We start from the raw sequence: 12,799 nt of genomic DNA on the forward strand, positions 1-12,799 counted from the left end.
AAATTATTATAGACCGTAGAGGAAGACGTCAGCGTACTACATTCTTATAATAAACATCAAATTATTGCTATATTACTTTCCATACTTGCTCGCATACACGTGAGGCGTCTCTCCGATATGCTCTTTGAACACTTTAATAAAATAGCTATAGCTATTAAAGCCGACCATTTGATAAATTTCTTTAATCGAGCAGGCTCTCGTACGAATGAGCTGTGTGCTCCGTTCAATCCGGTAAGACGTTAAATATTCAGTAAAGGTCGTTTCGGTCTCCTCTTTAAACAGTCTGCTGAGATAAGATGGTGTGATATTCAGCTGGTCGGCCGTTTCTTCAAGAGTGACTCCGTGCCGGTAATCCTGCTGGATTCTCTGAATAGCCTGAGCTACATAACGGGAATACCGGACAGACGTTTGGACCAGGCGCAGCTCTGCCAACAGCTTCCCAAATAATAGTTGAAGGTCGCGTTCGAGCTCCATCGCATTTTTCGGAGCTATGGGGCTGGCTTTCATTTCCTGAAAAATCCACTCCGAGTCCAGACCAGCTTTTTGTGCGATTTTGACGGCAAGCTGTATGAGCTCAGCACTGGCCCGTGCACTCCCGCGAGGGAAAGCGGCCTCATCTGCTGCGCATGTCTTGGCGATAGTCCGCATAATTCGCGACATTTCTTCGGTATCGCAAGCTTCCGCGGCCGCAAGCAGTTCTTTTTCTTGGCTAATAGAGACGTAGGATACAGGAGTCTCTCCCGACCGTAATGCCTTTGGCGTATATCCCTGCAGTTCGTCCAGCTTAAGCTGTAGGCTGGCATACTGGGCCGATACCGATGCGAGTGATCGGAACATGCCGGTTTGGACAAAAAGAGCCGCTGAGTTAAAATACAGTTCAAGCGATTTCCCCAGCCTTGCTTTTTTCGCTTCAATCCATTGAAGTAGACCGTTTTCGCTTCGCTCGTTCTCCCTGGATAGCAATAAACCGAATGATCCCCGCTCCAAATAAACGACGCAGCCTGCTTCCGCTATAATCTGCAAGGACATGTCGGTAACAGACCGAATAAACAAAGTGAGCTCCTGCTCGTTCATCCGCATATGCAGCACATCGAAATTCACCAGCTTCATCAACAGTAGCACATGCACCTGGTCATCCCTTCCATAGGGGAGATCCTTGAAATACTCATGATATTTATTCTGCTCAGAGGGCGTACCAGCACCGATTAACAGTTCTTTAAGATAGCTTTGACTAACCGCAGGACCAGCAGCCTCCCATTTCAGGCGCTCCCGCTGGCGGTCGTTTTGCTGCTTATGCTCAACCTGCAACTTCGCCTTAACCTTCTCCAGCACATGAATGAGCGTGTCTGCTGAAAGCCGATGCTTCAGCAAATAATCCATGGCCCCGAAATGCAATGATCCTCGAACGTAATCATAGGAATCGTAGCTGCTGAGGGCTATGATTCTTATTTGAGGATAGCGCTCGGATAAGTGACGAATCAGCTCGATACCGTCCATCCCAGGCATATTCATATCAACAATCATCAAATGAGGGTTTATTTCCCTAACGAGCTGGAGTGCTTCCAGCCCGTCTCCCGCTTCAGCGCATAATGTAAAACCGCATCGTTCCCAATCAATAATGGACCTTAGGTGGTTGCGAACAAGCAGTTCATCATCAACGGCTATGACTTTCAATAACATGGCTTTGCTCCCTTCTCACTTGGGGAATTGTAATTTCTACTGTCGTAAACACCCCGACTTGACTGTATACTTTTAGCCCATAGGGCTCACCGAAGGTAAGCTGCAGCCGCTCCCTTATATTACTAAGTCCTATGCCCCCGGATTGACTGGGGTCTGCATGTCCATGATTATTACATAGCCTTTCAAGTAGATCAGTGGATATGCCGATCCCATCATCCGTTACGCTAAGCCTGAGTTGCTCCGGGCCATCGCAATAAACCCGAATCGATATGGTTCCTTCCTGATCTGTAGTCGCGAGGCCATGATTCATCGCATTTTCGACTATTGGCTGCACAATCAGCTTCGGGATGAGACAATCTAGTGCCTCGTCCTCTACCTTTACGTTCACCGTAATCCGATCTAAAAATTTATATCGCTGGATACGCACATAACGCTCGACCTGCTCAAGCTCCTCCTGGACCAGAATCATCTCGCGTTTCGGATCGATGGCAAATCGCATCAGCTCAATCAGTGAGCCAGAGATCTCTTCGATATTGGCTGCATGCTGAATCCGCGCCAAATATTTGATCGTATTCAACGTATTATATAAAAAATGCGGCTTGATCTGAGCCTGTAGTGCCCGATATTCGGCTTCACGCCGCTCGCGCTCCTCAGACTTGACCTTATGCAGCAGTTCCTGAACATGATCCATCATGGAAACGAACATTTCGCTAAGCTGGCCGATTTCGTCGTCGTTTTTGATCCGGGGCCTTGCATTGATGTGTCCCTCCCGAACGAGCTTCATGGCGCTATGCAACCGCTTTATATTTTTGGCCATCTGTTTAGAGAGGAAAATGGAGATGAGCAGAACGGCAATGAGCACGACTACTGCCATTGTAATAGTCTGGTTTCTGATGCCGTTCACCTCGCTCAATAACACACTTAACGGTACCATCGCAATTGTTGACCAGCCGGTATAAGCCGATTGGAACTGTACGACCAAATACGACCGGTTCTCCATCACGAGCTTGCTGCTTTTCCATTGACCAGGGACTGCTCCCGAAAGCAGGGAGATTAGCTCCTTATCCTGGAGCTGAGTGCGTATTCTCTCAGATCTGGAATCATAAATAATGGTTCCGCTTTCATTTGTGACTGAAACAACCGTTTCGGATAACGGCTCGATGTCGTAAACCTGCTTGACGAGATTTGGATCAAAATCGACAATACATAGTCCGATTAGGTCCCCATTTGACAGTACAGGACGTACAAGCATGATCCGCCCGTTGCCGGATGGATCAAAGAGCAGGTGCCTCCGATTCTCGCGGATGCGCGGGTCCTCCCAAAGCGATTTTACAAATTCCGGGTTCCCCCTGCGGTTGCCGGTATAGTATACCAAGTCTCCCTTGCCTATAACGGTGATCTGCTGCACGTAATTTTTGAAGGCGGTCATGGAGCTTAGAAACTCCTCTACTGCTTTCTTTTCCTTAAACCATTCCAGCGTTGGCGCCTCCGTCTGACTCAGGAGACTTTGATGAATTAAATCCCGGATTACTATGGCTTTGGCCATGTTATCGACCTCCTCAACCATCGACTGCAGGTTCGTATTCGCCCCCTGGATACGGTCTGAAATATAGGAAGTCGCGTTACGCTCAATGACCTTGGCTGAATTGTAGTAAGAACTATAGGCAATCGGGATAATTGCAAGAAGAACTGCCAATCCGAAAGCGGTGAACATCTTTCCTTGGATCGTTTTCACTGATGACGCCCTCCCATGAAGGTTAGATTGTTTAATTGCTTGAGAAGTATGGGGATATAATTCTTTATAGTAGGTTATTGTATCACAAAAAAATTTCTAGACTATTCTTAATATTGTTGCTGTTGAGAGAAGACACTCGTACGTCTTCAGCAAGGTACGATATGATTCGTACTTTTCAGAAAGCATGATCATGCAGTCGTTCTTGAAACAACCATATACAGGCTTCTACGGGTATAGTCTTAATATCCACCTCTAAAGTTGTTAACGTCCTCACAACTTGTGCATGATTACATACCATACCTATAGATACATTTGAGTAAAGCAAGCAATACGCCGGTTTTCCCTATGGTCCCATGGGATATTGCGTTGTTAGTATGATTAATAGTTGGAGTTGGTGATATTCTTATGATCTATACAGCTCTTGGAGATTCTATTACATTTGGTGAAAATGCTTCCTCTTTAGCAAAAGCATATCCTCATTTAACTGTGTCTATATTAAACTCAAGTTCATGTAAGGTTCGTGGGTTGGTTTTGGCTCGGCCTGGTTGGAGCAGTTCTGATCTATTGGATGCCGTGATATGGCGGGGAGACTCTATAATTAGTCGTTCTGCTGTTGTTTCAGTATGGATCGGAGGAGTGGACTTAGCTAATGCGGCACTCTTTACATTTAGAACCAAGCAACCACTAGCTGCCAAACACTTTGTAGCCAACTATAGGCGAAATTTAAGTGGCATTTTTACTCGAATCAAAAAAGGAAGCCATGCTCGGATCATTTGCTGCACGCAATATAATCCATTTCCTAACAGCCCGCTTTCGGTTGAGTGGGTGGACGGATTAAATCGTACGATCCACGAGCTCGCCCATAGTTATGATGTAATTGTAGCTCCCGCTCATACGTGGTTTGAAGGAAAACAGGCAGATCTTTTGTATGGATATCGAAATGGAAAGATTGAAGACGCGTTGAGCGGATTTTTGCCCATTCATCCGAATGACCGGGGGCATCGAGTTATCGCAACGAAATTGGCACCATATCTGATCCCCCGGAAGTAGTCTCTCATACGAGGGGATATGGACATAAGCGATTAAAACTACACAATGCTTACTCGGCGATGACGTTCCTAGCGGTACATGTTCATGCTGTGCAGTCCAATGGTATATGCTGATTGAACCTTATAAACTCATGGTACAGCTGGTCGAGTAGACCGCAGCTAGTCTGGCACAAAAGGCCTCAGTTCGGAGAATTGTCCGAGCTGAGGCCTTTTGTTGTAGCAAGAACTCGAAGCCCTCGCCTCACATTAATGTTCAACTATGCCCACGTACTTCTACATAACGTACACGCGGCTGCCAAATCGGGACGAAATAGGCCAGGTTCATGAACAGCTCCAAAGTCTATCAGTCCAAAAATTGTTTTTCTCCAGCAATAAAGTCCTTCAAAGGGATAAGCTTGCGTGCTCCCCTATTCCCTGTTTCCGTTATTACGTTTCCATTTTCATCAACTGTTTGTATGATATAATCGCCAGTGAGTAAGTTGTAATCCTCCTCATCGGCATTATCCATTGTGCGATCACCATTGAAATAGGAACCTAATGTGGCACCAATTAAATACCAATCATTATCTTGAAATCTAAATCGATACGAATAATACCAACGCCAATTACTACCACCATAAAATTTGAGCAGCACCGATCCTCTATCAATTGTGATACTGTCAAATGGGTCACCGAAGACTCCGCCTTCATCATTTTTCAAGACAGCTTTGTCGGCAGTAATTGAATTAGTGTAGGTTCCATCCTCATTTCCCAGGGCAATAATCAACGCACGTGATGGCACCTCTTTTGTAATTGGAGGGCCCTCTATGATGGCGACAATATCGGTAATTCCATCTTTATTCAAATCACCCTTAGCCTGTGCCGCATCTCCCGTTGCCCCCTCCAAAATATGCCAACCCTTGGGAATTAAGCCTTTGATCTCGTCTGTAGGGTCAATATCTACCGACGGGATGGAGTTACTTATTATATTTAATATGTATACGGCTGATTGATCTTTAACTTGTAAAACACTCGTCAACCCTTGTATAGATTCCATCATCTCCTCTACATATAATTTCATTTCTTCCGTTCTCTTATCGACTTGGTATAACGCACGGCTTTTCTCGGAATTATCGAAATCATACGCCTTGGCATGTCGTAGTTTTTCCAGCTTCCGATTAATCTCGGCTAAGCTCTTATCATAGCCTGCTTCATTCGGTTTGTTATCACTCCCGAGCGTCATCTTCACATACTGATTGATGTAGAACGGGTAAGTCCCTTCATTTCTGTTGCCTTCGTGAGCATACATAGTTCCCCCGCCATTATAATTCAAATTGAAACGAACGACAGCAGCATTAATTTTAGACAAGTTGGACCTGATGGAATCAGATTTATCTCTTAATGCTTTATTAGCAGCCGTCATTCTTAACGTCTCTTCATGGAAACAACCACCCATTTCAAAAAACAAAAAGGGCTGTTTCTCCTTTGGCAGCGAAGCCGTGTAACGCAAAAAGGAGCCTGCTACCGTACTTCAGTGGCCAAGCTTGTGACTTGAATCATAATCTTGCCGTGCGTTGATGCATATAATTGCCGAAAATCTATGTATAAAGACAATAAATCATTAGTAGGATATGTCTGAAGCATATTTTTGCCTAAAGTTCCTAGTTGAAGCATTTCGCTGCCAATAGTTCTTGAATGACACGTGTGTGTGGAAATAATAAATATATTAGATTAGACTGATCATTAAGCTATCGAACGGGCAGATTAAGATACATGATTATGTTAAAAACCCCACTCTATGTGGTAATCATTTCGTATATGGTTTATTCCTGGTATTTAAAAGAAAGAGGACCCCTAAAATCAATTTTGTTTTCTTTTTCTTGGATAATGTTAAGTCCCAAGATGGAAAATTGAGATTTGGGCCCTTTTTTGTTCTTTAATGACTTCGACGGGAAAAGCATCGCTACAGTTTCACAAAAGCCAAGTATTTTGTACATATTTCCACGCATTGAATAATGTGAGGCAATTAATTCCATAATAACTCTAACGTTTTTAGTGGAAGGTGATTCATTCATGACTCATACAGAAATAACGACAGGCTCTCTTCACCAACTACTAAGTAACATGGATGATGCCGAATTTATCGAGGCCCGTGCTGCATTGGGGCGTAAAATAAGCCTTTACTATATCAGAACCTTAATTGATCAGGAGCGGTTGAATGAAGTCGTCGTAGAGCCGTTGGTGCGTGATCCTGATCGAGCTGCTATCCAATGTCTGGCCGCTTCAAAGGTAATCACCATATCCAGATTGGAAGAGGCGCATAAGCAGTTGCTGTCCGGAGCGGTCGTGCTTAACGATACGGCGACTGATATTTGGCTTGCTGTACCTCTTGAGAACCCATTAAGTCGCTCTGTTGAATCCTCGGAGACGGAAACGATCATTTACGGAGCAAAGGACAGTTTTAGCGAGCAAATTGAGCAGAACATCACCATGATCCGCAGGCGGCTTCCCTTAGCTGAATTGAAGACGGAGAAGTTCACGGTGGGAACTCTAAGCAAGACTACACTCATGCTCATGTACATGGACGGATTGACGAATCCCGAGTTTATTGAGACGGCCAGGAGTAAAATCAGCAACATTGACTTCGATCAATTCCTTGATTCCTCCCAAGTTGCCGCATTTATGGAAGACCATCATCATACAATTTTTCCTCAGTTTTTGGAGACTGATCGTCCTGATGCATGCGCTAATGCGCTGGGTATCGGAAAGTTAGTTATTCTTGTGAACAATACGCCCTATGCTTTGATCGCACCCATTACCTTTTTTCATCTGTTTCAATCTCCAGAAGATTATTTTCTTCGCTGGCCTGTTGCCAGTTTTTTTCGCTGTATTCGATATTTCGGCTTCTTTCTTTCGGTTGTGCTCATGCCTTTCTATGTAGCACTGGCCACCCACCATTATCAAATGCTGCCTCTTCAAATCCTTTATGTATTGCTGGAATCTCGGAGTAAGCTGCCATTCTCGCCGTTCTGGGAGGCGTTCATTATGATGATCACTCTGGAGATCATCAAAGAAGCCAGTCTACGTATGCCAACTAAAACGAGTCAAACCCTCGGCATCATTGGCGGTATCGTGATGGGTCAGGCCGCTGTACAGGCCGGATTTGCGAGCAAAGTATTGATTGTTTTCATGGGCATTTCCGCAATTTCCTCGTTCTTGGTTCCCAATTATCTAATGACGAGATCCAGCACACTCATCCAATTTGTTTTTCTCGTTCTTTCTGCCTTTCTAGGCATTCCTGGAATCATAATGGGGATTATTGTGTTCCTCATTCATTTGAATGGACTTTCCTCCTTGAAGCAGCCCTTTTTCGCACCGGTATCACCGTTTTATGGGAAGGAATGGTTCGACTTATTCATTCGAGGACCGTTGACTTGGATGAAAACCCGTCCAGAGTCTTTACGCCCTCTCCAGATCTGGCGTTACAGTAAAAGGAGATGAAAAATTGAAGAACTTGTCTCTATTTGAGAAAACATCAACCTATGGTGGCATTTATATCATGTTTATTGTGAACCGGCTGCAGACACTTTATTTCATGCTGATTATGCCTACTTATTTGGTACAACCGTATATGATTTGGGGGATAATTGCTATCGGCATATTGTCGCATTTGAATCTAGTGCTGTTGTTTAAGTGGTTATGTTCTGAGCGTTCTGCCAAAGGATTTGAAGGCTTTGTGGAGTTATTCGGTTCGAAATGGATTCGATTTTTCGCTTTTATCGGGTTGATTCCGATTGGAATGAAGATCATCGTTATTACGATAGGTTATACGGAAATGATCCAAAAATTTATTTTTCCCTCAATGGATCTGAAGGTGCTCCTTGGATTGATTGTAGCTCTTAGTGCATACGTAGTTTCACAAGGCATGGAGAAAACAATCCGCTTCGTGACCGTCGTATTTTTCAGCGCAGTTTGGATCATCCTGGTCTTCATCCCGGTGTTGTATCTGCCTACGGCATTTCCGTATGAGTTGTTTCCGTTGATACCAACTGATGGGTCTGATTCAATGTGGAAAAAGTTGTTGTTCCTGTGGTCCTCTTTGTCAGGTCCGGAATATTTGATTTGTTTGGCACCCTGGCTAGATCTTAAGCGTAAGGAACGGATATTTGCATCCATAGCTAACGTAATGTCCGTACTTGAATACTTGTTTATGTTCGTAGTTTCGCTGTTATTTTTCGGTGCTGCTTACCTGAAGGAGGTTCAGTTTCCAGTTGTTAAAATAGCAAGTTACTTTCAATTCCCCCTCTTTGAACGAATTGACGTGATCCTGATCTCAATGCAAATGTTCAATTTCGTTTTCGCCATAGCCATTTTTTTACTGTGTTTTTATGGAGCAGTCCGTATTGCGACAGGCAGGCATCAGAAAAAGAAACCGTCTACCCGATTTGGATTGCTTATCTTGTACTTGACCATCTTTACAGTAATGTTGATTGTCGTGAAATTGATCTGGACAGACGTATTTAGGCAACACGTGCTCATTTCGATTCAGATCTGGCTTGGGGCATTCACTTATCTTGTTATCCCGGGCTTATTGTTGATTGCTAATAAGCGAAAGGGGGTTGCCTAGAGAATGCGAACATTTAGATGGATTTCTATCTGCTGTATATGGATTCTTACGCTGTTGACGACAGGATGTTCTACCTTTGTTGAAAATAATAAAATCGAAGAAATTGCCCCAGTAGTTTTCTGGTCGTTACGTCAAGGGGAAAATGGGAAAGTCAAAATTAGCACGCTTGCCCCTCCTCTGATTAATGAGAAGAAGCGTCTGCTCTCCCTTCAGGTTGACCTCCTCAAGCTTGGAAGCAAGGATTTCAATTTCAAGTATTACCGGGAGTTAAAGAACGCCCAAATACGGTTGTTGATGATTGATGAGGGGTTGGCAAAGCAAGGAATCCATTCGCTAATCAACACCCTATCGCTCGATCCCGAAATATCATCGCGTCTTTATCTCGTCGTGACTAAGGGGAACGTTGAAGATTACATTAACAGTCAGCTTGAGAAACAGGAGGACCTGGATTTCTTCATTTATCTACTTTTCAAACACTATGAAGCCAATAATGAAGGTGTCATCACGGTTGTCAATCTGCATGAATTTATCAAGAAACTCTATTCGCCATATGCGAGCCCGATCATGCCAGTATTTAAGGTTAGTAAGGAAGATTTCACCTATGAAGGAACTGCCTTCTTTCAGCGAGACCGGCTGATAACAATCGCCAAAGCGATGGATGAACAAGTATTTCAATTATTTAATCACCATCATTACGCAAAACTGCTTTCGATACCAGAGTTATCGGTAGGCATTGGTCACATTCGTTTGAAACAAAATTGGAGTATCCAGCCAGATCGTACATCAACAAAACTAACAGTTGATTTGCATGGCAGCATTGAGGAATATCGCGGGGATAAAGACATAATGAATCCTGAAGAAGAGGTGCAGTTGAACAGAGAGATCCAAACGAGACTGGAGATTCAAACGAAGGAACTCCTAACTAACATGCAGCGGTGGAAAGTGGATCCACTCCAGGTTGGAAATAGGACGTTGAGACCGTTCGCGAGGCCAGTCAGTGAACAACAGTGGTTTAATGATTGGGAGCATATGAAGATCGATGTCTCTTACCGAATTCATTTACACACACTGATCAGCTTGAAAACATCATCATTAATGTCTCCATAGCAAGCTGATTGTAATCGGCGAGCACCGGCGGCTCTTTTGTTTATCAATTTTTGAACAATTTCCTTGCCGTAGGTTTTTTGAAGCATATAGCTGCCAAAACGGCAGAATTATGCTTCAAGTCACAAAGCTCCTGTTCGTTTTCTGGATTTGCAGTATGGAGACGAGGGGAGTCGAACCCGGTGAGCTTCCGCTTTGCTCCTTTTTAAGGCTACACGGTGTCCATAACACCACATATGCTTCTATGGTGCAATTACGGTTTTGATCTCACCCGTATCGTTTCCTCTCATCACGTCTCACTGGCCGCAACATTTCTTATACTTCTTCCCGCTCCCGCATGGGCAGGGCTCATTCCTCCCCACTTTAACAGACACTGCTTGCTGGTCAAGATATATAACATTGTTATTATTTGTTTTCTGACTGGAGCTCGAACCTAGCTCGGCAGGTGTATGCCCACGATTAGACCATATTCTAGTATGATTATAGACATCTATAATCAATGGTACAATCGCCTGTAGTTGCTCCTTTGTATTGAAACGAATATTTCTTCGCTCAAACTCATCCATAATTGCGGCTATCGGCTCTTCCATAGAGCAAGCAAGTTGAATATCATCCACAAGGGATTCTACAAGCAATTTATCCCTGCATAGATGCTGTAAAATATATGTATACAAATTGTCCAACTGAGGAGTCTTTTCGAAATAATCCGACTCTGCGTAATTTAGAAACTCCTGCTTGTCTGGAATATAGTAAGGTTTATCCTTAGCCCCCTCAAGAAGTGCAACTTTCTCATCTTTGTTATCGTAACCAAAATACTCATCGATGACATCGCCGTGTTTTAAGTACCATGTCTGAGCCCTACCTAAAATCTTTACATAAACACTATAAAACTCGGTCTCAGTCAATTGACACTTATTTTGTGAATTGAAAATTTCAATGACCTTATCCTGTGGACAGATCCCATATAAATTAGCTGATGCATTGATATACTGTAAAATTAACTGTAAGCGGTCACGGTCTTCAAGGAAAGCTTCCAGCGGCATGCTGCGATATGCTTCCTTGATCTCCTCAGGAATTAAGAAGTACATCTTCTCTTCTTTATAAAAAGAATAAAGCAGACCTTTCTCCATCAAAAACAAATACATCCCTGGATACATCGTGTCATCCTGAACATAAGGAGCTTTTAGAAGCCTATCTATTAATTTCCACTCCTCAGTTTTTGCAATTAATAAGGCAGCTCTCACTACATTGACATCCTTAATGTGCTGATAAAGCGCATCTGCAAGGTCCTGCTTCTTCATCTTGGATCGACCTGGAAGCTCGTAACGGGAAGCAAGTAAACTTAATCGCTCCTTTGTAAGGACTTGCAGATTATCCTTCAGCTTTGTTGTAACCTCACCTTTTATCGCATGCTGGATGTTCAATTCTCCTACTTTTTTTGCAAAATCCATTCTCATTTCCCTTCTTCTATTCATTTAATATAGCTATATTGTATCTTATCGTATTGAAAATTTAAATTGAAACAACTCCCAATTAGAGTTAATTATCCAATGACAAATAGGTTGTATACTTTACATATATCATCACGCATCCAGCAAAAGAGAGGAAACTAAACTATGGGGATTCATACGTATTTCCAATCACTAACCGATTTAGAGAGAATTATCCGTTGCCCAGGCAAATTCAAATTTCAGGAGCACAGTGTATCTGCTCATTCCTGGAAGGTAGTGCAATATGCCAAAACATTGGCTGATATTGAAGAAAGTAATGGAGTCGTTGTGGATTGGAAAAAACTATACGAAATAACCAGTAGTCATGATTACGGTGAAATTTTTATTGGAGATATTAAAACACCTGTGAAGCACTATTCACTGGAGCTGCGAGCCATGCTGCAAAAAGTAGAAGAAGGCATGGTCGCTCATTTCATTGATGATCATATTCCACAAGAATTCCAGCACATTTTTCGCAGACAACTGCGTGAAGGCAAAGACGATTCAGTAGAAGGAAAAATATTGGAAGTCGCTGATAAACTCGATCAGATCTACGAGGCCTTTACCGAGCTGCAGCTAGGGAATACAGAAAAAGAATTCATCATCATGTATCGAACTGCTCTTATAAAAATTAAAGGGATAAAGCTCCATTGTGTTAACTATTTTCTTCATCATATTTTACCTGATATCGTTAGTGAAGGATCAAGATCACCTATCGATATTGAAAAGATTACGAACGAGGCCTTAGCGTCATAGGTGTTGCACTTCATTTCAAGCTTGATTTATTATTGTGTTCCATCTGGCATTCCAACCTGATTAATTCCCACCTCCTATCTCCTCAATCCATGCAAAAAAACAGCGACAAACTCCACTCACTGATGACAACCTTAGCAGAACATGCTCTTGCCATCTCCTCCGTTCTCACATCATTCCGCGCGGTCCGCCCCCTTGACCAGGTGCCAATAATGCAAAAGGCACCGGCCAAATGGTCAGTGCCTTTTGCTTTTATGGAGACGAATCGTGGCTGGGCAAATCCACAATTCACCGCAGCGTAATACTGAAGATTCTTGAGGAGACCACTTAAGCGCACTTAAGCGGCTCCCTCAAAGCAACGGTATCGATTGTTTAATTGTTA

9 protein-coding genes are annotated in these 12,799 nt (G+C 43.2%); 5 read left to right on the top strand and 4 right to left on the bottom strand.

Features of this window, described 5'->3' with window-relative positions:
* Positions 1–72 precede the first annotated feature (72 nt).
* Together BK127_RS13145 and BK127_RS13150 are read right to left on the bottom strand one after the other, a co-directional pair.
* Complete coding sequence (locus BK127_RS13145; RefSeq protein ID WP_076230514.1) at positions 73–1,680, bottom strand: response regulator transcription factor; 1,608 nt, start codon at positions 1,678–1,680, stop codon at positions 73–75.
* Entirely contained in the window at positions 1,655–3,415 is a 1,761-nt protein-coding gene (locus BK127_RS13150; RefSeq protein ID WP_076230516.1) for a sensor histidine kinase, read from the bottom strand. Before BK127_RS13150 ends, BK127_RS13145 begins: the two co-directional genes overlap by 26 nt.
* Positions 3,416–3,820: 405 nt before the next feature.
* Here BK127_RS13150 and BK127_RS13155 point away from each other — a divergent pair, with 405 nt between their 5' ends.
* Complete coding sequence (locus BK127_RS13155) at positions 3,821–4,465, top strand: SGNH/GDSL hydrolase family protein (protein ID WP_076230518.1); 645 nt, start codon at positions 3,821–3,823, stop codon at positions 4,463–4,465.
* 342 nt (positions 4,466–4,807) lie between these two features.
* Here BK127_RS13155 and BK127_RS13160 read toward each other — a convergent pair whose 3' ends face one another.
* A complete protein-coding gene (locus tag BK127_RS13160; protein ID WP_144026449.1) occupies positions 4,808–5,911 on the bottom strand; it encodes a hypothetical protein in 1,104 nt (367 codons plus the stop codon).
* A 605-nt stretch (positions 5,912–6,516) separates the two neighbouring features.
* Between BK127_RS13160 and BK127_RS13170 the strand changes: the two genes are divergently transcribed.
* The 3 genes from BK127_RS13170 to BK127_RS13180 are packed head-to-tail and all read left to right on the top strand — an operon-like array spanning position 6,517 to position 10,177.
* Positions 6,517–7,944: a spore germination protein gene (locus BK127_RS13170; RefSeq protein WP_076230524.1), complete on the top strand. Its 1,428-nt coding sequence runs from the start codon at positions 6,517–6,519 to the stop codon at positions 7,942–7,944.
* Positions 7,945–7,948: 4 nt separating this feature from the next.
* The gene (locus tag BK127_RS13175; protein ID WP_076230526.1) at positions 7,949–9,070 is read left to right on the top strand and encodes a GerAB/ArcD/ProY family transporter; all 1,122 of its coding nucleotides are present in this window, start codon (positions 7,949–7,951) and stop codon (positions 9,068–9,070) included.
* A 3-nt stretch (positions 9,071–9,073) separates the two neighbouring features.
* On the top strand, positions 9,074–10,177 hold the full coding sequence (locus tag BK127_RS13180) for a Ger(x)C family spore germination protein (RefSeq protein WP_076230528.1): 1,104 nt from the start codon (positions 9,074–9,076) through the stop codon (positions 10,175–10,177).
* Between the two features lie 293 nt (positions 10,178–10,470).
* Here the strand turns inward: BK127_RS13180 and BK127_RS42430 are convergent, their stop codons facing one another.
* Positions 10,471–11,625: a YecA family protein gene (locus BK127_RS42430; protein ID WP_179097469.1), complete on the bottom strand. Its 1,155-nt coding sequence runs from the start codon at positions 11,623–11,625 to the stop codon at positions 10,471–10,473.
* Between the two features lie 165 nt (positions 11,626–11,790).
* Between BK127_RS42430 and BK127_RS13190 the strand changes: the two genes are divergently transcribed.
* Positions 11,791–12,420 carry a YfbR-like 5'-deoxynucleotidase gene (locus tag BK127_RS13190; RefSeq protein WP_076230530.1) on the top strand — a complete coding sequence of 210 codons (630 nt, stop codon included), beginning with the start codon at positions 11,791–11,793 and terminating at the stop codon, positions 12,418–12,420.
* The last annotated feature ends 379 nt before the right edge of the window (positions 12,421–12,799 follow it).

The sequence above is a fragment of the Paenibacillus sp. FSL H7-0331 genome (assembly GCF_001956045.1).